Genomic DNA, 20266 nt, shown 5'->3' on the forward strand with positions numbered 1-20266 from the left:
TCGGTATCACATCAGGTGCGTGGGCTCCGCGATGCCCAATCGGGTGCCGGCGTAGCGCTTGAGGGCCGCCGGGCTGAAGTACACGTGCTGGCCCGCGGTGTGCAGATCGCGGAAGCACCGTTGCAACGGATGGCCCGCCTGCACCGCGCCCGCCCCGGTGAGGCCGAAGGCCGTATCGACCGCCTGCCGTGCCGCGCGCATCGCCTGTTGGGCGGCGAGCTGAAAGCTCGCGCGCTGCTGCCGCGAGGGCGGGTCACCGGCGCGGGCGGTTTCCCACAGTCCACCGGCCTCGTCGAGGACGAACGCGCGCGCCGACCTCAAACCGGCTTCGGCGCGGGCGAACTCGACTTGGGCGGCGGGGTCCTGCGCGAGCGGCTCGAACGTGCCGGCGCGCGTCTTCGTCACCGCCAGCTCGCGGAATTCGTCGAGTGCGCGCCGCGCGATCCCCAGCGGGACACCGACTAGGCCCACTCCGACGAGCGTGAAGAACGGTAGCCGCCACAACGCGCCGTCCTGGCGGGCCGACCGGAAGAAGGGGCTGATGGTGTGTTCTTCGGCGACGTGCAACCCTCGGGCGACCACGTCGTTGCTGCCGGTGGCGCGCAGACCCAGCACGTCCCAGTTGTCGACGATTTCGGCTTCGGCGCGGGGAAAGAACGCGAGGCGCCAGTCCGGGCCCTGCTCGGCGATCATGCGCGGGGCGTCACCATCGAAGACGAACATCCCGCCCAGCATCCATTCGGCGTGGCGACAGCCGCTGGCGAACGGCCACCGGCCGTCGATGCCGAACCTTCCATCGCCGTCCGGGGCGGCACGCCCGGTGGGGGTGAATACCGTCGCCGCGAGGAAGTCGGCGTCCGGGCCGAACAGCGCTGCGGCGACTGCGGGTTCGAGCCACGCGGTGAACGCGGGCGCGCCCGCCCCAATGGCCGCGACCCAGCCCACCGAACCGTCGGCGCGCGCCAGTTCCTCGACCATCTCGATGAAGTCGACCGGGGCCACCTCGAATCCACCGAGCGAACGCGGTTGCACGGCACGGAAGATACCGGCGGCGCGCATCCGCTCGACCAGATCGATCGGCAAGGTGCCGAGCGCCTCCGCCTCGTCGGCGCGCCGCGTGATCTCAGGTGCCAGGGCGCGCGCCACGTCAGTGGGGCGGCCACCGTCGGAAAGGCCGACGGCGTGGCAGGTTGCGGTTGTCATGTCGCGCTCCCAACTTCTGATACAGTCTACTGTAATAGATATAGGAGAATGTATTCAAATAATGGGATCTGTCAAGGACCAGCCTCCGCGCCGCTACGACTCGACCCGTCGTCGCGAACAGGCGCAGCACAACCGGCGGGCGGTGTTGGCGGCCGCCCGGCGACGCTTCCTGGCTCAGGGCTACGCGACGACGACGATCGCGGAGATCGCCCGCGACGCGGGCGTGTCAGTCGAGACGGTGTACAAGGCCTTCTCGACGAAAGCTGGCGTGCTGAAAGCGCTTTTCGACGTGTCGGTGGCCGGCGACGACGAACCGATCCCGATGGTCGAGCGAGACGTCATCCAGAATGTGGCCAAGGCGCCAGACGCCGCCGAAAAGCTGGAGCTGTATGCCAAACACCTGGCCGCCAGCATGCCGCGCAGCGCACCGGTGCAGCTGCTCGCGCGCGACGGCGCCGCGGTCTCGCCGGATGCCGCGGAAGTGTGGAAGCAGATCAGGGACGAAACCCTGACCGGTATGACGATGTTCGCCTCCGATCTGGCCCGCACCGGACAGCTCCGCGTCAGCGCCAGACAGGCGCGCGACATCTTGTGGACGTATCACGCCCCCGAGTTGTACGAGCTACTCGTCCTCGAACGCGGCTGGTCGGTCACCCGCTACGGCAAGTTCGTCGCGCAAGCGTGGGTCGACGCCCTGCTCGAACGGTGAGTTCTACAGCGCGAAGGCCTGCCGCACCGCGCTGACTATCTGTGGGTCGCCGGGCCACCTCGTCCGATTACCGGACTTCGGACATCTTTTTCAACTTTATACTTGATTTATTTGTTTGACAGTTTTAGCGTCTTGTTCATGAGGACCGAACCCCTCCTCCGGAACCGCCCGATTGCCGCGCTCGCCGTCATCGGCTGGTTATTGCCGACCCGTCAAATCGAAAGGGAAATGCCATGAGCAATCGCGTGCTGGTGACCGGCTCGACGGGCAGAATCGGCGGTGCCGTCGCCGCCCAACTGTTAGAGAGGGGCGTCGCCACCAGGGCGATGGTCCACCGCGAGGACGCGCGCAGCGCACGGCTGCGCGAGCTGGGGGCCGAGGTCGTCGTCGCCGATATGTTTGATATCCAACAGGTTTCGGCCGCGATGGACGGTATCGACCGGCTGTACTTCAACCCGCCGTACCATCCCCACGCGCTCGATAGCGCCGTTGCATTTGCCGTCGCCGCGCGGCGGGCCGGGGTCCAGGCGGTGGTGGCGCTCGGGCAGTGGACGGCCAGCCCGGAGCACCCCTCGCTGATGACGCGCCAAGCCTGGCTGACGGACAAGCTGTTCGAGCTGCTGCCGGACACCGCCCATGTGGCCGTCGACCCCGGGTACTTCGCCGACAACTATCTGCAGCTGGCCGGAATGGCGGCCCAACTGGGTGTGCTGCCGACGCCGACCGGAGCGCGCCGAAACGCGCCTCCCTCCAACGAGGACATCGCGCGCGTGGCGGTCGGCGCGCTGCTTGACCCGCACCGTCACGACGGTCGCGCCTACCGCCCGACCGGCCCGGCGCTGCTATCGGGACCCGAGATCGCCGACGCGGTGGGCGAGGCCCTGGGCCGGCGCGTGCGCCACATCGAGATTCCCCCATGGATGTTCATGCGCGCCGTGCGCGTCAGCGCCAGGCGGCTGGGCGCCGACCTGTTCTTCCAGTCCAGCCTGCGGCACTACCTGCCCGAATACGCCCTGGGCACCTGGGAGGTAAGCGCCCCGACCACGCATGTCCGCGACGTCGCCGGTGTCGAGCCCGAAGATTTCCTGACCATCGCACGCCGCTATGTCGGCCCCGAAACACGGCGCACCCCAGGCAATTTCCTGCACCAGCTGGGCAATTTCCTGTTGACCGGACTGGTGCCCATGCACCGCCTGGACAAGTTCGACCGGCTCCAGCAACATCCGCGACCCGCCCGACCCCGACTCTCCGGTGAATCCGCGGTGTGGCGGACGGAGCACACCACACCAGAAAGGATCGGAACACGATGAGCGGCAGCACGTATATCCTCGGCCACGCCGACGCGGAGGTGCGGCGGCTCCTCCTGCAGGGCAGGCTCTACAACGACTACACCGAGCACGCGCTGCGCCTCGCCGGGTTGCGCCCGGGGATGCGGGTGCTCGATATCGGCAGCGGACCGGGTGACGTCTCGTTGGTCGCCGCCCGGCTGGTCGGCCCGACCGGCAGCGTCCTCGGGGTGGACGCCGCGGCAGAGATGGTCGAGCTCGCCGGTGCCCGCGCGGCCGAACAGGGCCTGCGCACAGTCGCTTTCACGCAGGGCGCCATCGACGCCATCACACTGGACGAACCGGTGGACGCGGTGATCGGCCGGCTGATCCTGATGCACCTGCCGGACCCGGCCGCCACCCTGCGGCACCTGAGTTCCTTCGTCCGCCCCGGCGGCGTCATCGCGTTCTCCGAGAACGACATTGCGGCGGGGCGCAGCGTCCCGGAGATACCGCTGTTCGGTCAGGTGATATCGGGGATCGTGCGGGCCTTCGAGGCCATGGGCCTGTCCGCGCGGTTCGGCACCACGCTGCACAAGGTCTTCGCCGAGGCCGGCCTGGGCTCGCCGCGGCTGACCGTCGGCGCTCCGATCGGCACGGCCGCCGACACCGACATCCTCGCCTACGCGGCGGAGGTCTGGCGGCTGGTCTCCCCCGTCGCGCAACAGGGCGGCTTCGCCATCGACGAGGTCGCCGACATCGACAACTTCGTGCCGCGCTTCCGCGAGGAGGCGGCCGCGGCCAACGCACTGATCACCATGCCCCCGCTGATCACGGCCTGGGCCGAGGTGCGGCCGTGAACGACACCATCACGACCCAGTACTCGACCGGCCTGTCCCGCCGCAACATCGAGCGGGCGCTGATCTCCGCCGGCAAGGACCTCGACCGGCTGGCACCCGCTGACCTGGGCCTGCTGGAGGACTTCCACACGATGGGCCGCGTGGCGACCGGCCAGCTGGTGGACCTGGTCGGGATCACCGGTGACGACGAAGTCCTCGACGCCGGCAGCGGGGTGGGCGGCACCGCCCGCTATATCGCGGACCGCTATGGCTGCCACGTCACCGCGGTGGACCTCACCGCCGAATATTGCGAGACGCACCGCTGGCTCAATCGACTCGTCGGGCTCGATGACCGGATCTCCGTGCACCAATCCGACGTCACCGAACTGCCGTTCGCCGACGGCACTTTCGACGTCGTCATCAGCCAGCACGTCCAGATGAACGTGGCCGACAAGGCGCGCCTCTACGCCGAAGCGCACCGGGTGCTCGCCGAGGGCGGGCGGCTCGGCCTGTGGGACATCACAACCGCCGAAGCGGGCGCGCTCGACTTTCCCATGCCGTGGGCCGACGGCCCCGCACGCAGCCAACTGGTGACGCCCGACGGGCTGCGCGCCGCCGCGCAGTCCGCGGGGTTCACCGTCGAGCGCTGGAACGATCTGACCGAGCAGGCGGCCGCGTTCATGCAGGCGATCCTCGCCCAGCCGCCCAACCCGCTGGGCCTGCACGCCTTCGTCACCGACTTCGACCGCAAGGCCGGCAACCTCACCCGAGCACTGGCCGACGGAAGGCTTCGCGCCATCCAGGCTGTGTGTGTGAGGTGAATGCGGCAGGCCAGGTGGCGCGCGGATTGCTCGGCGTGGTGGAGTGGGTATCGCTTAACTAGTCGTCTTCAGACCAGGAAGCGAGGTCCGCCCGTGCTGGGTCTGCCCGAGAAGGTGCACGCCTGTCTGTTCGACCTCGACGGGGTCCTCACCGACACCGCGAGCGTGCATACCAAGGCCTGGAAGGCCATGTTCGACGACTACCTGTCGGAGCGGGCCAAGCGCACCGGGGACGAATTCGTCCCCTTCGATGCCGCCGCCGACTACCGCCAATACGTGGACGGCAAGAAGCGCGAGGACGGCGTCCGCTCGTTCCTGCAGAGCCGCGGGATCGAGCTGCCCGACGGCAGCCCCGACGACGCGGCGGACGCCGAGACGGTGTACGGCCTGGGCAACCGCAAGAACGACATGTTCCAAAAGGTCCTGCGCGAAGACGGCGTCGAGGTGTTCGAGGGCTCGCGGCGATACCTGGAGGCGGTCTCGGCAGCGGGACTGGGAATCGCCGTGGTGTCCTCGAGCGCCAACACCCGCGACGTCCTAGAGATCACCGGCCTGGACCGGTTCATCCAGCAGCGGGTCGACGGCGTCACACTGCGCGATGAACACATCGCCGGCAAGCCCGCGCCGGACTCCTACCTGCGGGGCGCCGAACTGCTCGGCGTCGACGCCGACGCCGCCGCCGTGTTCGAGGACGCGATCTCCGGCGTGCAGGCCGGCCACGCCGGCAACTTCGGCTACGTGGTGGGCGTCGACCGGGTGGGCCAGGCCGACGACCTACGCCGCAACGGCGCAAACGTCGTGGTCACCGACCTCGCCGAGCTGTTGCCCTCATGATCACCGACGAATCGTTCCCCGTCGATCCCTGGCACGTCAGCGAAACCCAGCTCGACCTGAACATCCTGGCCCAGTCGGAGTCGCTTTTCACCTTGTCCAACGGGCACATCGGGCTGCGCGGCAACCTCGATGAGGGCGAACCGTACGGCCTGCCCGGGACCTACCTGAACTCCTTCTACGAAATCCGGCCGCTGCCCTACGCCGAGGCCGGCTACGGCTACCCGGAGGCCGGGCAGACGATCGTCGACGTAACCAACGGCAAGATCATCCGCCTGCTGGTCGAGGACGAGCCGTTCGACGTCCGCTACGGCGAATTGATCTCGCACGAGCGGGTTCTCGACCTGCGCGCCGGCACGATGACCCGCCGCGCGCACTGGCGCTCCCCCGCCGGCAAGGAGATCAAGCTCGTGTCCACCCGGCTGGTGTCGCTGGCCCAGCGCGGCGTGGCCGCCATCGAATACGTCGTGGAAGCGGTCGGTGACTTCGTCCGCGTGACGGTGCAGTCCGAGCTGGTCACCAACGAGGACCAACCCCAGACCTCGGGCGACCCGCGGGTGTCGGCCATCCTGGAGAGCCCGCTGGTGGCCGTCGACCACGAAAATACCGACACCGGAGCGCTTCTCATGCACCGCACCCGCAGCAGCGCCCTGATGATGTCGGCGGCGATGGACCACGAGATCGAGGTGCCCGGGCGCGTCGAGTTCAGCACCGACGCCCGCGACGACCTGGCGCGGACCACCGTGATCTGCGGGCTGCGGGCCGGACAGAAGCTGCGCATCGTCAAGTACCTGGCGTACGGCTGGTCCAGCATGCGTTCCCGCCCGGCGCTGCGCGACCAGGCCGCCGCCGCCATTCACAGCGCGCGCTACAGCGGGTGGCAGGGGCTGCTGGAAGCGCAACGCGCCTACCTGGACGACTTCTGGGACTGCGCCGATGTCGAGGTCGAGGGCGATCCCGAATCCCAGCAGGCGGTGCGGTTCGGCCTCTTTCACCTGTTGCAGGCCAGCGCGCGCGCCGAGCGCCGCGCGATCGCGGCGAAGGGACTCACCGGAACCGGCTACGACGGCCACGCCTTCTGGGACACCGAGGGCTACGTGCTGCCGGTGCTGACCTACACCGCGCCGCATGCGGTCGCCGACGCCTTGCGCTGGCGCGCCTCGACGCTTGACCTCGCTAAGGAGCGGGCGGCTGAACTCGGCCTCGAGGGCGCCAGCTTCCCCTGGCGCACCATCCGCGGACAGGAGTGCTCGGCCTACTGGCCTGCCGGCACCGCGGCCTGGCACATCAACGCCGACATCGCCATGGCATTCGAGCGCTACCGCATCGTCACCGGCGACGACGAGCTCGAAAAGCATTGCGGCCTGCAAGTTCTCGTCGAGACCGCCCGGTTATGGGTCTCGCTCGGCCACCACGACCGGCACGGCGTTTGGCACCTCGACGGCGTCACGGGACCCGATGAATACACCGCGATCGTGCGGGACAACGTCTTCACCAACCTGATGGCCGCCCACAACCTGCGCACCGCCGCCGAGGCCTGCAACCGCCATCCCGAGGCGGCGGAGGCCCTGGGGGTCACCACCGAGGAGACGGCGGCCTGGCGCGACGCGGCCGACGCCGCCAACATCCCCTATGACGAAGGCCTGGGGGTCCACCAACAGTGCGAGGGGTTCACCACGCTGGCGGAGTGGGACTTCCAGGAAAACCACTCCTACCCGTTGCTGTTGCATGACCCGTACGTGCGGCTCTACCCGGCGCAGGTGATCAAGCAGGCCGACCTGGTGCTGGCGATGCAGTGGCAGAGCCACGCGTTCACCCCGGAGCAGAAGGCCCGGAACGTCGATTACTACGAGCGGCGCATGGTGCGCGATTCGTCGCTGTCCGCGTGCACCCAGGCGGTGATGTGCGCCGAGGTCGGCCATCTGGAATTGGCGCACGACTACGCCTATGAGGCCGGGCTGATCGACCTGCGCGATCTGCACCACAACACCCGCGACGGCCTGCACATGGCCTCGCTGGCCGGCGCCTGGACGGCGCTGGTGGGCGGCTTCGGCGGGCTGCGCGACGACGAGGGCATCCTGTCGCTGGATCCCGCACTCCCCGACGGCATTTCGCGGTTGCGGTTCCGGCTCCGATGGCGCGATTTCCGGGTCACGGTCGACGTCAACCATTCCGACGTCACCTACACGGTGCGCGACGGGCCGGGCGGCCAGCTCACTATCCGGCATGCGGGTGAAGACGTCACCCTGAGCACCGATACGCCGAAAACCATTGCCGTGCGGCCGCGCAAGCCTCTGCTGGCGCCCCCGCAGCAACCCCCGGGCCGCGAGCCCCTGCACCGGCGGGCGCTGACCCGGAAAAAGTGAGCGTCAGCCGGGGTTGAGGATCCGCTCCACCTCGGTCTGCGCGGCCTCGCGTATCTCGTCGTCCGTCAGGTCGTCAAGCCCGGTGGCCGTGCGCAGGATCGGCGCAAAGAGCCGCCAGCCGAATTGCAGCGCAAGCGCATTGGCGACGGCGAGCCTTCCCTCCGTCTCGTTGTCGTGGAGCGGCAGCACCCATTCGAGCAGCGTCGCGATGGTGGGAAAGCGCGTCTGCAGCTGGCCCGCCGGATACCCGTCGAGCACGGTCCGGGCCATCACGCGCATCTGCCGGTCGAGCGCCCGGTCCAGCACGTCGGCGGGCGGCTCGGCGCTCAGCAGGTCGCTCAGGTTGGCGCCCAGGTGATCGAGCACGGCGCCCACGAGTTTGTCCTTGGTGCCGAAGTGACGAAACACCAGCCCGTGGTTGACGTTGGATCGCGCCGCGATGTCGCGGATCGAGGTCGCGGCCGGACCGCGCTCGGCGAACAGGTCGGTGGCGGCCTCCAGGATCGCCGCCGCGACCTCCTCGCGCCCGGTGGGCATGTTTCCGCGGCCACTTGCGCGCGCTGTAGTCATCTGTCTACACTAACGCATGTAGTCAGTTGACTACACACCTTTCACACGAGGACTGATGAAAATGATTGGTCAGATAACCGTCACCAAGCTGGGAAGCCGCATCGGCGCGCGGGTCGACGGAGTGCGCCTCGGGGGCGACCTGGATCCGGCTGCGGTGGAGAAGATCCACCAGGCGCTATTGACCCACAAGGTGATCTTCTTCCGGCACCAGCACCACCTCGATGATGCGCAGCAACTGGCGTTCGCCGGCCTGCTGGGCACGCCCGTCGGCCACCCGGCCGCCGAGATGCTCGCCGCCAAGAACGCGCCGGTCATCACCCCGATCAACTCCGAGTACGGCAAGGCGAACCGCTGGCACACCGACGTCACCTTCGTCGCGAACTACCCGGCGGCGTCGATCCTGCGCGCCGTCACCCTGCCGCGCTACGGCGGATCGACGCTGTGGACCAGCACCGCGGCGGCGTATGAAGACCTGCCCGAGCCGCTCACGTGGCTCGTCGACGACCTGTGGGCGCTGCACACCAACCGCTATGACTACATCACCCCCGAGGCATTGACCGACACGCAGCGCGCGTTCCGGCAGGCCTTCGAGAAGCCCGATTTCCGGACCGAGCATCCGGTGGTGCGGGTGCACCCGGAGACCGGCGAGCGCACGCTGCTGCTGGGAGACTTCGTCCGCGGGTTCGTTGGCCTGGACAGCTACGAATCGAGCGTGCTATTCGAAATGCTGCAACGGCGAATCACCATGCCGGAGAACACCATTCGCTGGAACTGGGCGCCGGGTGACGTTGCCATCTGGGACAACCGGGCCACCCAGCACCGGGCGGTCGACGACTACGACGACCAGCCCCGGCTGATGCACCGGGTCACGTTGATGGGCGACGTGCCGTTCAACATCCACCGGGAACGCAGCCGGGTGGTCAGCGGCGCCCCGCTCGAGGCGATCGCAAGCTAGCTGGCGCTAGCCGGCGTCAGCCGTCGAACTCACCGGGGTGATCGGCAACCAGCGCAGCGCGCCCGGCGCGGTAGCAGGCACCACCGGGTGCTCCGGCGCAATCGGATCCAGCCGGCGGTATGGCTGGTCCTGCGGCGGGCGCTCATCTTTCTCCCCCTTGTTCGGCCACAGGGAGGCGGCCCGCTCGGCCTGCGCGGTGATGGACAGCGACGGGTTGACGCCCAGGTTCGCCGAGATCGCCGCGCCGTCGACCACGAACAACGTCGGGTAGCCGTAGACCCGGTGGTAGGGGTCGATGACCCCGCGTTCGGGGCTGTCACCGATCGCCGCGCCGCCGAGGAAGTGCGCGGTCAGCGGGATGTTGAACAGCTCGCCCCAGGTGCCGCCGGCCACGCCGTCGACCTTTTCGGCGATGCGCCGGGTGACCCTGTTGCCTACCGGGATCCAGCTCGGGTTCGGCTCGCCGTGCCCCTGCTTGCTGGTGTACCAGCGGATGCCGAGCTTGCCGCGCTTGGTGTAGGTGGTGATCGAGTTGTCCAGGTGCTGCATCACCAGGGCGATCAGCGTCCGCTCGCTCCACTGGCGGACGTTGAGCATCCGCACCATGCGGCGCGGGTCCTCGCGGGCCTGGTCCAGCAGCTGCTTCCAACGCGCCACGTCGGTGCCCTCCGGGCCGGCGCCGTCGGTCATCAGCGTCTGCAGCAGCCCCATCGCGTTGGAGCCCTTGCCGTAGCGGACCGGTTCGATGTGGGTGTCCGAGGTCGGGTGGATCGACGACGTGATGGCCACGCCGTGCGTCAGGTCCAGGTTCGGGTCGACCTCGAGCTTGCCGGCGCCGACGATGGACTCGGAGTTGGTGCGGGTCAGCACGCCGAGCCGCTCGGACAGCCGCGGCAACTTGCCACTGTCGCGCATCTTGAACAGCAGATGCTGGGTTCCCCAGGTGCCGGCCGCCAGGATCAGGTGTGTGGCGGTGAAGGTGCGCCGGTCCCGGCGCAGCCAGCTTCCGGTGCGCACGGTGCGGACCTCCCAGAGCCCGTCGGAGCGCTGCTGGAAGCCCTTGACGGTGGTCATCGGAATGACCTGTGCCCCAGCCGATTCGGCGAGGCCGAGGTAGTTCTTCAGCAGCGTGTTCTTGGCGCCGTACCGACAGCCCGTCATGCAACATCCGCACTCCAGGCAGCCGGTGCGCTCCGGTCCCGCGCCACCGAAATACGGGTCGGGCACGGTCTTGCCGGGCGTCTTGGTGTCTTCGGGACCGAAGAACACCCCCACCGGGGTGGGCACGAAGGTGTCACCGCAGCCCATCTCGTCCGCGACTTCCTTGAGGATGCGGTCCGCGTCGGTGAAGGTCGGGTTCGTGACCACCCCGAGCATCCGTTTCGCCTGCTCGTAGTGCGGCATCAACTCGTCGCGCCAGTTCGTGATGTGTGACCACTGCCGATCCTTGAAGAACGGCTCCGGCGGCACGTACAGCGTGTTGGCGTAGTTCAGGGAGCCGCCGCCCACCCCGGCCCCGGCCAAAATCAGCACGTTCTTCAGGGGGTGGATCCGCTGAATGCCGTAGCAACCCAGCCTGGGGGCCCAGAGGAACTTGCGCAGGTCCCACGACGTCTCGGCGAAATCCTCGTCGGCGAAGCGCCGCCCCGCCTCCAATACGCCTACGCGGTAGCCCTTTTCGGTCAGCCGCAACGCGCTGACGCTGCCCCCGAATCCCGAACCGATGATCAGTACGTCGTAATCCGGCCTCATCGCACCAGTATGGCCTTACTGACGGGTAACGAGCCAGTGACCCCCGGGTGCCGTCAGCTCCCGACCGTAAGCCCGACCTTCTGGAACTCTTTGAGGTCGCAATAGCCGGCTTTGGCCATCGATCGGCGCAGGCCACCGACCAGGTTCAGCGACCCGAACGGGTCGTCCGACGGCCCGTTGAGCACGCGTTCCAGCGGCGGCCGCTCACCGAGGGCGATCTGCAACAACGCCCCGCGCGGCAACGACGGGTGCGCCGCCGCGGCCGGCCAGAACCAGCCCTCGCCGAGCGCCTCGGCGGCCTCGGCGAGCGGCGTGCCGAGCACCACCGCGTCGGCGCCGCACGCGATCGCCTTGGCCAGCTCGCCGGAGGTGTGGATGTCGCCGTCGGCCAACACGTGCACGTAGCGGCCACCGGTCTCGTCGAGGTATTCGCGCCGCGCGGCGGCGGCGTCGGCGATCGCGGTGGCCATCGGCACGCTGATGCCCAGCACCTCGTCGCTGGTGGTGACGCCGCGGGTGGAGCCGTAGCCGACGATGACGCCGGCGGCCCCGGTGCGCATCAGGTGCAGCGCGGTGCGGTGGTCGAGCACCCCGCCGGCCACCACCGGGATGTCGAGCTCGGCGATGAAGGTCTTGAGGTTCAGAGGCTCGCCGTCGCTGGCGACCCGTTCGGCGGAGACGATCGTGCCCTGGATAACCAGCAGGTCGATACCGGCCTGCACCAGCACCGGGGTCAGCGCCTGCGCGTTCTGCGGGCTCACCCGCACCGCCGTGGTCACCCCGGCCTCCCGGATGCGCGCGACCGCGGCGCCCAGCAGGTCGGGGTTCAGCGGCGCGGCGTGCAGTTCCTGCAGCAGCCGGATCGACGCCGACGGTTCGGGCTCCTTGCTGGCGGCCTCGACGAGCTGGGCGATCTTGCCCTGCACGTCGGCGTGCCGGCCGATCAGGCCCTCGCCGTTGAGCACGCCCAGCCCACCGAGGCGACCGAGCTCGATGGCGAACTCCGGTGACACCAGCGCGTCGGTCGGGTGGGCCACCACCGGGATCTCGAAGCGGTAGGCGTCCAGCTGCCAGGCCGTGGACACGTCCTGGGAGGATCGGGTGCGCCGCGACGGCACGATGCTGACTTCACTCAGTTCATAGGTGCGACGGGCGTTGCGGCCCATCCCGATTTCCACCATCGCGGACTCAGCGCGTGAAGTAGTTGGGCGCTTCGACGGTCATGGCGACGTCGTGCGGATGGCTTTCGCGCAGTCCGGCCGAGGTGATCCGGACGAACTGCGCCTGCTGCAGCGCCTCGATGGTGGGCGACCCGGTGTAACCCATCGCGGCGCGCAGGCCGCCGGTGAGTTGGTGGATTACCGAGGACAGCGGGCCGCGGAACGGCACCCGACCCTCGATGCCCTCGGGCACCAGCTTGTCCTCGCTCAACGCGTCGTCGGCGAAGTAGCGGTCCTTGGAGTAGGACTTCGCCCCGCCACGACCCTGCATGGCGCCCAGCGACCCCATGCCACGGTAGCTCTTGAACTGCTTGCCGTTGACGAAGATCAGCTCGCCGGGGGCCTCGGCGGTGCCGGCCAGCAGCGAGCCCAGCATGGCCGTCGACGCGCCGGCGGCCAGCGCCTTGGCGATGTCACCGGAATACTGCAGGCCGCCGTCGGCGATCACGGGCACGCCCGCGGGCCCGCAGGCCGCGACCGCCTCTAGGATCGCCGTGATTTGTGGCGCGCCGACCCCGGCCACCACCCGGGTGGTGCAGATCGAGCCCGGCCCGACGCCGACCTTCACCGCGTCGGCGCCGGCGTCGACCAGCGCCAGGGCCGCGGACCGGGTGGCGACGTTCCCGCCGATCACCTCGACCTTCTCGCCCACCTCCGCCTTGAGCTTGCCGACCATGTCGAGCACCAGCCGGTTGTGCGCATGGGCGGTGTCCACGATCAAGACGTCGGCACCAGCGTCGACCAGCATCATCGCGCGCACCCAGGCGTCACCGCCGACGCCGACGGCGGCGCCGACCAGCAGCCGCCCGTCGCTGTCCTTGGTGGCCAGCGGGTGCTGTTCGGTCTTGACGAAGTCCTTGACGGTGATCAGGCCGGTGAGCCGGCCGTGGCCGTCGACGACGGGCAGCTTCTCGATCTTGTTGCGGCGCAACAGGCCCAGCGCCGCGTCGGCGCTCACCCCCTCCTGGGCGGTGATCAGCGGGGCCTTGGTCATCACCTCGGCGACCTTGCGGGTCTGGTCGACCTCGAACCGCATGTCGCGGTTGGTGATGATGCCGACCAGCGCCCCGGTGTCGTCGACCACCGGCAGGCCCGAGATCCGGAACCGGGCGCACAGCGCGTCGACCTGGGCCAGGGTGTTGTCCGGACGACAGGTGACCGGGTCGGTGACCATGCCGGCCTCCGAGCGCTTCACCATCTCGACCTGGCCGGCCTGCTCGGCGACGGGCAGGTTGCGGTGCAGCACGCCCATGCCGCCGGCCCGGGCCATCGCGATGGCCATCCGCGACTCGGTGACCGTGTCCATCGCGGAGCTGACCAGCGGCACCTTGAGCCTGATCTTCTTGGTGAGCTGGCTGGAGGTGTCCGCGGTGGCGGGGACCACATCGGACGCCGCGGGCAGCAACAAGACGTCGTCGAAGGTGAGCCCGAGCATCGCGACCTTGTGCGGGTTGTCACCCCCGGTGGGCACCGCGTCGTCGACCAGCCCGCCAACGCGCACGTAGGGGCTGCCGACGAGGTCGGAGCTGTCTTCCAGGTGGGACATGCCACGGGTCATCGGCGGGGCCCTCCATACGATGCGGCGTGAGGACTCCATCCTATCGGCACGCGCGCCTCTCGAGCCGCTGGCCGGGCCGCGCCGCGGATGGCAAACGACGCGGAAACGACGGGCGGCTTCCCTGCTGGCGTTATCCGGGCCGGGCTGCGTAGGCTAGTGTGCGTGCGCGATCACCTCCCACCGGGTTTGCCGCCCGATCCTTTCGCCGACGACCCCTGCGATCCGTCGGCTGCGCTGGAAGCCGTAGAGCCTGGACAACCCCTGGACGCCCAAGAGCGGATGGCGGTCGAGGCGGACCTGGCCGACCTGGCGGTATATGAGGCCCTCTTGGCGCACAAGGGCATCCGCGGGCTCGTGGTGTGCTGCGACGAATGCCAGCAGGATCATTACCACGACTGGGACATGCTGCGGGCCAACCTGTTGCAGCTGCTGATCGACGGCACCGTGCGCCCGCACGAGCCGGCCTACGACCCGGAACCGGACGCCTACGTCACGTGGGATTACTGCCGGGGATACGCGGACGCCTCGCTGAACGAGGCCACCTCCTCCGACGCCGACGGATACCGCCGCTAGGGACTGTTCGGCGCGACCGCCGACGGGGCGGACGTCTGGCCGTGATGCCGGTGCTTGCTCCACGACTGACTCGGTGACGGCGCGACGGACAGGCTCGGGGAGGCCTCCGACGGGGCCGGGGCCGCCGTCGGGACCGGGGTGGTCGGGGTAGACCACGCCGACGGTGTGTTCGCGGGCAGCGTCGCATTCGGGTTGCGCGACTGCACCTTGGCGTTCAACAGATTCAGCTGATTCGTCAGCTCCTGTTTGCTGGCCGGGTCCTCGATGGACTGGACCAAGCTGCTCACCTCGGTCAGCTGATTGCGGGCCTGGTCCCACTCACCCCGGTCGATCGACTCCTGCACCTTGGCCAGATCGGCGCGGGCGGACAGCAACGCCTGATGCTTCTCGTTGACGCGCGGCTGGTCGAAGAACATCGCGTGCAGCCCATACAGCGTGGTGCCGGGGCGGGCCTCGACCACCATGGCGCCAAAGCCGCTCATCACCAACAGCGCCGCGGCGACCGATCCGATCGTCGCCAGACCCCGCCGGCTGCGGCGGCGGTCGGCCAATCCGGTGCGCAGCGCCGCGACGGCCTCCTCGGCCGACACCAGGGCGCTGGCCGGTGGCCAGCGCAGGTTGTCGCGCCAGTCCTCCAGCAGAGTGGCCATCGCGTCCGTGTCGGGGTCGCCGACGTGCACCGGCCGGCGCTCGGCGAGCGCATCGAGTAGCAGCTCGGTGCGGGCGAATTCGTCCAGGGATTCAGGCACAGTCACCTGCCGCGATCATCTCGGATTTGAGGCGGGACAGCGCACGATGCTGGGCCACGCGGACGGCTCCCGTGGTGCTGCCCACGGCGGACGCGGTCTCCTCGGCCGACAGGCCGACGACGACACGCAGGATCAGGATCTCGCGCTGCTTGGCGGGCAGGATCTCGAGCAGTTCGCTCATCCGGCTGACCGAGTCGGCCTCGATGGCCCGCTGTTCCGGCCCGGCGTCCGAGGACCAACGCTCGGGGATCACTTCGGTGGGGTAGGAGAGATCGCGGCCGGCGGCGCGATGGGCGTCGGCGACCTTGTGGGCCGCAATGCCGTACAGGAAAGCGAGAAAGGGGCGTCCCCGGTCCCGGTAACGCGGCAGCGCCGTGATAGTCGCCAAGCACACCTCCTGTGCCACGTCATCCGCTGACAGCCCACCCCGCTCCACTGTCCCGACCCGCGCGCGGCAATATCGCACGACAATCGGACGGATGGTCTCCAGCACCTCCCGTAGTGCGTTACTGTCTCCCGCCACGGCCTTGGCAACCACAGCGTCGAGACGATCCCCTTGAATTGTCATCGACGGCGGTATCTCCAACGTTACGAACCGGACACATCGCGGGCTAACCGGGCTAACTAACGAACTGACAATAACGGGCGCGAGGCCATTTCAAGCGGAACGCCACGTCGCACCGGCGCGCCGCACGTGGCCTGCGGAGACATCGCGAATTTCCCGCAGCTGTTGTGTCGAAAAGGTGACGCTTCCGAGATCAATCAGCAAGCGCGCCAACGCCCACCGCAGCGGGACCAAGCCGAGCGCCCCGGTCGCGTCCAGCGCGGACTCGGCCACTGCTCGGGCGCGGTCGACGGCGCCGGCGCTGCACAGGGCGGCCGCCAGCACGACTTGGCTCTTGACCGCGTGCCGCACCGACGCGACGGCCATGGCCCCCGCCAGGTCCACCGCTTCGTTCGCCTGGCGGACGGCGGTTTCGCCGTCGCCCTGAACCATCGCCAGCTCGGCGGCCACCCACCGTCGCCGCACCGGCATCCGGTCGGGCACCGCCCCGGCAGCCAGCACGGAATCCGCGCGCCGCAACAACGTCGCCGCGGCGGGGAAGCGGCCGACGCCCAGCGCGTCGGCCGCCAGCCCGATGAGGGCGTCACCGCGCGCCTCGGGGTCCCCGCCGTCCAGTGCCAGGGCACGGCCGTCCCAGCCGCGCGCCAGAGCGTGCCAACCGAGTTGGCGCAGAAAGGATCCTTGTGTGCTGTGGGCCAGGGAGACCAGCCGCCCGGCGGGGGCGCTGCGCCGCAGCCGCGCCAGGTCGCGGTAGGCGCTGCCGTAGCGGCCCTGCCCGCCGGCCGCGACGGCCCGCAGCCACAATTCCTCCGGCGTGGCCGCCGTCGGCAGCGGCCAGGTGCCGGGCTGGTCGCCGAAAGCGGCGGCGGCCAACGTCTGGCCAATCACGAAAGTGTGACGAGTTTCAATCACGGCGATGGTAGTAAACAGTTTGTGCTGTTCGCGTTACCGAATTGTTAATCACAACAGGCCATGTACTAATCGCGGCCGACCCTCCCCCGCCCCGTGAACTGGGAAATCTCGTTTCGGTCAAGTGCCTGGTAGCACGGAGCGTGTTTCGCCAACGGTTGACGTATGAACGCGACGTTAATTCTTTTATAACCATTACATACTTTGTCGGGCTAAGTGGCTATTGACGCAAATTCGCCGTCCGCCCTAACGTCTACGCATGACGGGTAGTCATCGGTGACGCCGCTTCATTTCAGTTGCACAATCGCTTCGCGAACATGACCTTACTGGGCGTGCCGTGCAGAGAGGGAGACACCAATGCCACAGCCGGAGCAGCTACCTGGACCCAACGCCGACATCTGGAACTGGCAACTGCAGGGCTTGTGCCGGGGCGTTGACTCGTCGATGTTCTTCCATCCCGACGGCGAACGCGGCCGCGCCCGCATGCAGCGCGAGCAGCGCGCGAAGGAGATGTGCCGCCAGTGCCCGGTCATTCAGGAGTGCCGGTCGCACGCCCTGGAAGTTGGTGAGCCGTACGGGGTTTGGGGCGGCCTCTCGGAATCCGAGCGCGATCTGCTGCTGAAGGGCGACATCGGCCGCACCCGCGGCATCCGCCGCTCGGCCTGAGTCTCGGCGCCGACGGGTCGGCCGCTTCGGCGGCCGGGCCCCGTTTCGATTGCGGGCAATTGGGGTAGGCCCGGCCCATGAATAAGGGCGTATCCTTCGCAGCCGTGGCGCTCGCCGCGACCATCGCACCGTTGGCAGCATGCGCAAACCAGCAGGGTGGCCAATCCGGCACGTCGACGTCCTCGAGCGCACCCCCGGGCACGGAGCGGATGACCACGCAGCTCAAGGGCACCGACGGCAGCCAGGTCGGCACCGCCACCGTCGATTTCGCGAACGGGTACGCGACCGTGACCGTCGAGGCCGGACCCAACCAGGTGCTGAGCCCGGGTTTCCACGCGCTGATGATCCACGCGGCCGGCAAATGCGAGGGGGACTTCGAGTCCGCCGGAAGCGTCTACCAGGCACCGAACCACACCGGTTTTCCCGCCAGCGGTGACCTGACCGCATTGCAGGTGCGCAACGACGGCTCGGCGAAACTCGTCACCACCACCAGCTTGCTCACCGCCTCGGACCTCAGGAACAGCTCGGGCACCGCGCTGATCGTCCACCAGAACGCGGACAACCTGAGCGGAGCTTCGACCGGCGAGTCGGGCAAGCGGGTGGCCTGCGGCGTGCTCGCCGCTGCGTCCGCGACGACGACGTCGTCCACCTCGACGACGACCAGCGTCACGACGATCACGACGACGACCGAGGTGCCGCCGCCGTCCACCAGCACCAGCACCGTCACCGTCACCAGCAGCCCGGGGTACACGTCCGCACCGACCACGACGGTAACGACGCCGCCCAGCCTTCCGCCGGGAACCCGCTGACCCGCCGTCGACGGGGATCACGAGCCGCCGCGACACACCCGCCGTCGATGCAGTCTCCGCCGCCACGACACGTACGTCGCCGATGCGGTCGCCGCCGCCGCGACACGTACGTCGCCGATGCGGTCGCCGCCGCCGCGACACGTAAAACTTTGCGACGACACGCCGAGAAGGCCCGCAGCCGTTTATATCTCGCGGGCAAAGCAAATCGCCATAACGACGGACGGCCGCAGCTTAGTCTTCTGACATGCAGACGCTGCTGTTCACGCTGGGCCTCGCCCTCTTTCTGATCGGCCTGCTGACCGGATTTGCCGTAGCGGCGCTGAAGAATCCGCGGATGGCGCTGTCGAGCCATCTCGAGGCCGTCCTCAACGGGATGTTCCTCGTGCTGATCGGTCTGCTCTGGCCGCATCTGCACCTGCCCCAGGCCTGGGGGGTTACGGCCGTCGTGCTGATCGTATACGCCGCTTACGCGAACTGGCTCGCGACTCTGCTCGCGGCGGCGTGGGGCGCCGGCCGCAGGCTCGCGCCGATCGCGGCGGCCGACCACGAGGCCTCGGCGGCCAAGGAGTGGGTCGTCAGCTTCCTGTTGCTGTCACTGGCCGCCGCGATTATAGCGGGCGTGATCATCGTCATCCTCGGGCTCTAAAACGCGAAAGTCACAGGCCGCCAACGCTTATGTGCGAGCCTCAACTGATCTGGTTGATCAACGCGGCCATGTCCACGAGGTCCCACACCTCCGCGAACTTGCCGTCCTCGACGCGGTACAGGGTGAATTCCGAAATGCTCACCCGCCGGCCGGTCGCCTCAATCCCCTGGAACGTTCCCCGGTGGGTGCCGGTGACCTGGAAGTGCACAACGATGTTCTCGTCGTCGACGACGATGTGCCTCATCTCCCAGTGCCAGTCGGGGAACGCGGCGATCAAGGGTGCGAATTGCGCGGTGACCGAGGCGGCGTCCATCGGGACGCCGTTGATGTTGATGGTCGGTGTGTAGAACGAGGCCATTGAATCGAAATCGTGCTGGTTGCAGTATTCGAGATAGGACTTGTACAGCGATCGGTAGTCGTTAGGCCGCGTCACCGCACCATGATCCACTGCCCACCGGTTCTGTGTACAGCCCAGAACGCGTTTACCGCCTACCTGTGCGCGAATTCCGCGAGTTCGGCGTCGAGCGCCGCGGCGTCCGGCCTCGCATACGCCTTGGGCTCGCGCTTGTTGACCCAAACCAAAAATGGGCAGCCGGTTACCCGACCATCCACCGTTCCCAGTTGTTCGATGCGCCTACCGGTTCTCGCCTCACGCAGTTCGACGTCGTACTGCGCGGAGTAGTAGTCAACGGCTACCCGCTCGCCCGAGTCGGTCTTCAGGTCGCAGGTGCGTGACTTCACCTCGCTGCCGGGTTTGCGGGTAAGGCACGCAACCACATTCGCTGACTGGAAGTCGTTGGGACTCACCGCGTAATCGGCGCGGGAGTCAAGTGTCACCTCGTTCCAGTGGGTGTTTGACAACTCGTTCATCGGGTCTGGCTCCTCGATCGCAGCGAACGCCAGAATCTTGTACGGCCTCGCGTATGCCGCGGCATTACTAATCGATCCGCGGTCGCACACCACGTCGAAGCTCATGACGGAGGTGGCTTTCTGGACTCCGCCGCGCCCGTCGAGGCCGTCGTGAGCCACGTCGCGGATCACGAAAAAACCGACGATCGCCCCCGGTACGAGTACGACGATCGCCGCGACCGTAAGCACGACGATCAGCGCGACATTGGTCTTGCGCGGCGCAGGCGCCGGGGGCGAGTACGGCGGGGGCCATTGGTGAGGGTACTGCGGTGGTTGCGCTGGCCACTGCTGCGGATAACTCACGCTCGCGCCCCCCGTGTCATAGTGCCGCGAGCTTAGCAATCAGCGCGC

Annotated in this window: 21 protein-coding genes; 11 read left to right on the forward strand and 10 right to left on the reverse strand. The window is 68.4% G+C overall.

Features of this window, described 5'->3' with window-relative positions; translation table 11 throughout:
• Positions 1 to 6 precede the first annotated feature (6 nt).
• Positions 7 to 1203, reverse strand: coding sequence for an acyl-CoA dehydrogenase family protein (locus ACEL92_RS22130; protein ID WP_374022763.1), 1197 nt, complete (start codon positions 1201 to 1203; stop codon positions 7 to 9).
• A gap of 61 nt (positions 1204 to 1264) precedes the next feature.
• Between ACEL92_RS22130 and ACEL92_RS22135 the strand changes: the two genes are divergently transcribed.
• The 6 genes from ACEL92_RS22135 (at position 1265) to ACEL92_RS22160 (ending at position 8034) form a co-directional block, all read left to right on the forward strand.
• Positions 1265 to 1912 (forward strand): TetR/AcrR family transcriptional regulator, encoded by a 648-nt coding sequence (locus tag ACEL92_RS22135; RefSeq protein ID WP_374022764.1) that lies wholly within the window; start codon positions 1265 to 1267, stop codon positions 1910 to 1912.
• A 233-nt stretch (positions 1913 to 2145) separates the two neighbouring features.
• Positions 2146 to 3222, forward strand: a complete 1077-nt coding sequence (locus ACEL92_RS22140; protein WP_374022765.1) for an NmrA family NAD(P)-binding protein — start codon at positions 2146 to 2148, stop codon at positions 3220 to 3222.
• A complete protein-coding gene (locus ACEL92_RS22145) occupies positions 3219 to 4037 on the forward strand; it encodes a class I SAM-dependent methyltransferase (protein ID WP_374022766.1) in 819 nt (272 codons plus the stop codon). The genes ACEL92_RS22140 and ACEL92_RS22145 overlap by 4 nt, the downstream gene beginning before the upstream one ends.
• On the forward strand, positions 4034 to 4837 hold the full coding sequence (locus ACEL92_RS22150; protein ID WP_374022767.1) for a class I SAM-dependent methyltransferase: 804 nt from the start codon (positions 4034 to 4036) through the stop codon (positions 4835 to 4837). The genes ACEL92_RS22145 and ACEL92_RS22150 overlap by 4 nt, the downstream gene beginning before the upstream one ends.
• A 93-nt stretch (positions 4838 to 4930) precedes the next feature.
• Positions 4931 to 5671, forward strand: a complete 741-nt coding sequence (locus ACEL92_RS22155; RefSeq protein ID WP_374022768.1) for a beta-phosphoglucomutase family hydrolase — start codon at positions 4931 to 4933, stop codon at positions 5669 to 5671.
• A complete protein-coding gene (locus tag ACEL92_RS22160; protein ID WP_374022769.1) occupies positions 5668 to 8034 on the forward strand; it encodes a glycoside hydrolase family 65 protein in 2367 nt (788 codons plus the stop codon). Before ACEL92_RS22155 ends, ACEL92_RS22160 begins: the two co-directional genes overlap by 4 nt.
• Positions 8035 to 8037: 3 nt before the next feature.
• Here the strand turns inward: ACEL92_RS22160 and ACEL92_RS22165 are convergent, their stop codons facing one another.
• Positions 8038 to 8604, reverse strand: a complete 567-nt coding sequence (locus tag ACEL92_RS22165) for a TetR/AcrR family transcriptional regulator (protein WP_374022770.1) — start codon at positions 8602 to 8604, stop codon at positions 8038 to 8040.
• Between the two features lie 61 nt (positions 8605 to 8665).
• Between ACEL92_RS22165 and ACEL92_RS22170 the strand changes: the two genes are divergently transcribed.
• On the forward strand, positions 8666 to 9559 hold the full coding sequence (locus tag ACEL92_RS22170; RefSeq protein ID WP_374022771.1) for a TauD/TfdA dioxygenase family protein: 894 nt from the start codon (positions 8666 to 8668) through the stop codon (positions 9557 to 9559).
• Positions 9560 to 9565: 6 nt separating this feature from the next.
• Here ACEL92_RS22170 and ACEL92_RS22175 read toward each other — a convergent pair whose 3' ends face one another.
• Genes ACEL92_RS22175 through guaB form a run of 3 tightly spaced genes read right to left on the reverse strand, consistent with a single transcriptional unit; the run spans position 9566 to position 14089 of the window.
• Positions 9566 to 11311, reverse strand: a complete 1746-nt coding sequence (locus ACEL92_RS22175; RefSeq protein WP_374022772.1) for a GMC oxidoreductase — start codon at positions 11309 to 11311, stop codon at positions 9566 to 9568.
• Between the two features lie 53 nt (positions 11312 to 11364).
• Positions 11365 to 12492, reverse strand: coding sequence for a GuaB3 family IMP dehydrogenase-related protein (locus ACEL92_RS22180; protein WP_374022773.1), 1128 nt, complete (start codon positions 12490 to 12492; stop codon positions 11365 to 11367).
• 7 nt (positions 12493 to 12499) lie between these two features.
• A complete protein-coding gene (guaB, locus tag ACEL92_RS22185) occupies positions 12500 to 14089 on the reverse strand; it encodes an IMP dehydrogenase (protein ID WP_374022774.1) in 1590 nt (529 codons plus the stop codon).
• Between the two features lie 162 nt (positions 14090 to 14251).
• Between guaB and ACEL92_RS22190 the strand changes: the two genes are divergently transcribed.
• Positions 14252 to 14662 (forward strand): DUF5319 domain-containing protein, encoded by a 411-nt coding sequence (locus tag ACEL92_RS22190; protein ID WP_067280469.1) that lies wholly within the window; start codon positions 14252 to 14254, stop codon positions 14660 to 14662.
• On the opposite strand, the gene ACEL92_RS22195 is transcribed toward ACEL92_RS22190, so the two are convergent.
• The 3 genes from ACEL92_RS22195 to ACEL92_RS22205 all read right to left on the reverse strand — a co-directional run bounded on the left by ACEL92_RS22195 (position 14659) and on the right by ACEL92_RS22205 (position 16888).
• The gene (locus ACEL92_RS22195) at positions 14659 to 15417 is read right to left on the reverse strand and encodes an anti-sigma-D factor RsdA (protein WP_374022775.1); all 759 of its coding nucleotides are present in this window, start codon (positions 15415 to 15417) and stop codon (positions 14659 to 14661) included. The two genes, ACEL92_RS22190 and ACEL92_RS22195, sit on opposite strands and share 4 nt — an antisense overlap.
• On the reverse strand, positions 15404 to 15979 hold the full coding sequence (locus ACEL92_RS22200; RefSeq protein ID WP_066945594.1) for a sigma-70 family RNA polymerase sigma factor: 576 nt from the start codon (positions 15977 to 15979) through the stop codon (positions 15404 to 15406). Before ACEL92_RS22200 ends, ACEL92_RS22195 begins: the two co-directional genes overlap by 14 nt.
• 90 nt (positions 15980 to 16069) lie before the next feature.
• Positions 16070 to 16888: a tetratricopeptide repeat protein gene (locus ACEL92_RS22205; RefSeq protein ID WP_374022776.1), complete on the reverse strand. Its 819-nt coding sequence runs from the start codon at positions 16886 to 16888 to the stop codon at positions 16070 to 16072.
• A 354-nt stretch (positions 16889 to 17242) separates the two neighbouring features.
• Between ACEL92_RS22205 and ACEL92_RS22210 the strand changes: the two genes are divergently transcribed.
• The 3 genes from ACEL92_RS22210 to ACEL92_RS22220 all read left to right on the forward strand — a co-directional run bounded on the left by ACEL92_RS22210 (position 17243) and on the right by ACEL92_RS22220 (position 19006).
• Positions 17243 to 17551 (forward strand): WhiB family transcriptional regulator, encoded by a 309-nt coding sequence (locus ACEL92_RS22210; RefSeq protein ID WP_046184677.1) that lies wholly within the window; start codon positions 17243 to 17245, stop codon positions 17549 to 17551.
• A gap of 77 nt (positions 17552 to 17628) precedes the next feature.
• Entirely contained in the window at positions 17629 to 18360 is a 732-nt protein-coding gene (locus tag ACEL92_RS22215) for a superoxide dismutase family protein (RefSeq protein WP_374022777.1), read from the forward strand.
• A 244-nt stretch (positions 18361 to 18604) separates the two neighbouring features.
• Positions 18605 to 19006 (forward strand): hydrogenase, encoded by a 402-nt coding sequence (locus ACEL92_RS22220; RefSeq protein ID WP_374022778.1) that lies wholly within the window; start codon positions 18605 to 18607, stop codon positions 19004 to 19006.
• 40 nt (positions 19007 to 19046) lie between these two features.
• Here the strand turns inward: ACEL92_RS22220 and ACEL92_RS22225 are convergent, their stop codons facing one another.
• Together ACEL92_RS22225 and ACEL92_RS22230 are read right to left on the reverse strand one after the other, a co-directional pair.
• Positions 19047 to 19439, reverse strand: coding sequence for an ester cyclase (locus ACEL92_RS22225; RefSeq protein ID WP_374022779.1), 393 nt, complete (start codon positions 19437 to 19439; stop codon positions 19047 to 19049).
• 56 nt (positions 19440 to 19495) lie between these two features.
• Positions 19496 to 20218: a hypothetical protein gene (locus ACEL92_RS22230; RefSeq protein ID WP_374022780.1), complete on the reverse strand. Its 723-nt coding sequence runs from the start codon at positions 20216 to 20218 to the stop codon at positions 19496 to 19498.
• Positions 20219 to 20266 lie beyond the last annotated feature (48 nt).

Origin of the sequence: Mycobacterium hainanense (genome assembly GCF_041890355.1) — a bacterium.
Classification (GTDB): Bacteria; Actinomycetota; Actinomycetes; order Mycobacteriales; family Mycobacteriaceae; genus Mycobacterium; species Mycobacterium hainanense.

Excerpts from the sequence above, each read along its gene's own strand:
- ACEL92_RS22130 (WP_374022763.1), bottom strand. The coding sequence starts at position 1,203 with ATGACAACCGCAACCTGCCACGCCGTCGGCCTTTCCGACGGTGGCCGC.
- ACEL92_RS22135 (WP_374022764.1), top strand. The coding sequence starts at position 1,265 with ATGGGATCTGTCAAGGACCAGCCTCCGCGCCGCTACGACTCGACCCGT.
- ACEL92_RS22140 (WP_374022765.1), top strand. The coding sequence starts at position 2,146 with ATGAGCAATCGCGTGCTGGTGACCGGCTCGACGGGCAGAATCGGCGGT.
- ACEL92_RS22145 (WP_374022766.1), top strand. The coding sequence starts at position 3,219 with ATGAGCGGCAGCACGTATATCCTCGGCCACGCCGACGCGGAGGTGCGG.
- ACEL92_RS22160 (WP_374022769.1), top strand. The coding sequence starts at position 5,668 with ATGATCACCGACGAATCGTTCCCCGTCGATCCCTGGCACGTCAGCGAA.
- ACEL92_RS22165 (WP_374022770.1), bottom strand. The coding sequence starts at position 8,604 with ATGACTACAGCGCGCGCAAGTGGCCGCGGAAACATGCCCACCGGGCGC.
- ACEL92_RS22170 (WP_374022771.1), top strand. The coding sequence starts at position 8,666 with ATGATTGGTCAGATAACCGTCACCAAGCTGGGAAGCCGCATCGGCGCG.
- ACEL92_RS22175 (WP_374022772.1), bottom strand. The coding sequence starts at position 11,311 with ATGAGGCCGGATTACGACGTACTGATCATCGGTTCGGGATTCGGGGGC.
- ACEL92_RS22180 (WP_374022773.1), bottom strand. The coding sequence starts at position 12,492 with ATGGTGGAAATCGGGATGGGCCGCAACGCCCGTCGCACCTATGAACTG.
- guaB (WP_374022774.1), bottom strand. The coding sequence starts at position 14,089 with ATGACCCGTGGCATGTCCCACCTGGAAGACAGCTCCGACCTCGTCGGC.
- ACEL92_RS22200 (WP_066945594.1), bottom strand. The coding sequence starts at position 15,979 with ATGACAATTCAAGGGGATCGTCTCGACGCTGTGGTTGCCAAGGCCGTG.
- ACEL92_RS22210 (WP_046184677.1), top strand. The coding sequence starts at position 17,243 with ATGCCACAGCCGGAGCAGCTACCTGGACCCAACGCCGACATCTGGAAC.
- ACEL92_RS22215 (WP_374022777.1), top strand. The coding sequence starts at position 17,629 with ATGAATAAGGGCGTATCCTTCGCAGCCGTGGCGCTCGCCGCGACCATC.
- ACEL92_RS22220 (WP_374022778.1), top strand. The coding sequence starts at position 18,605 with ATGCAGACGCTGCTGTTCACGCTGGGCCTCGCCCTCTTTCTGATCGGC.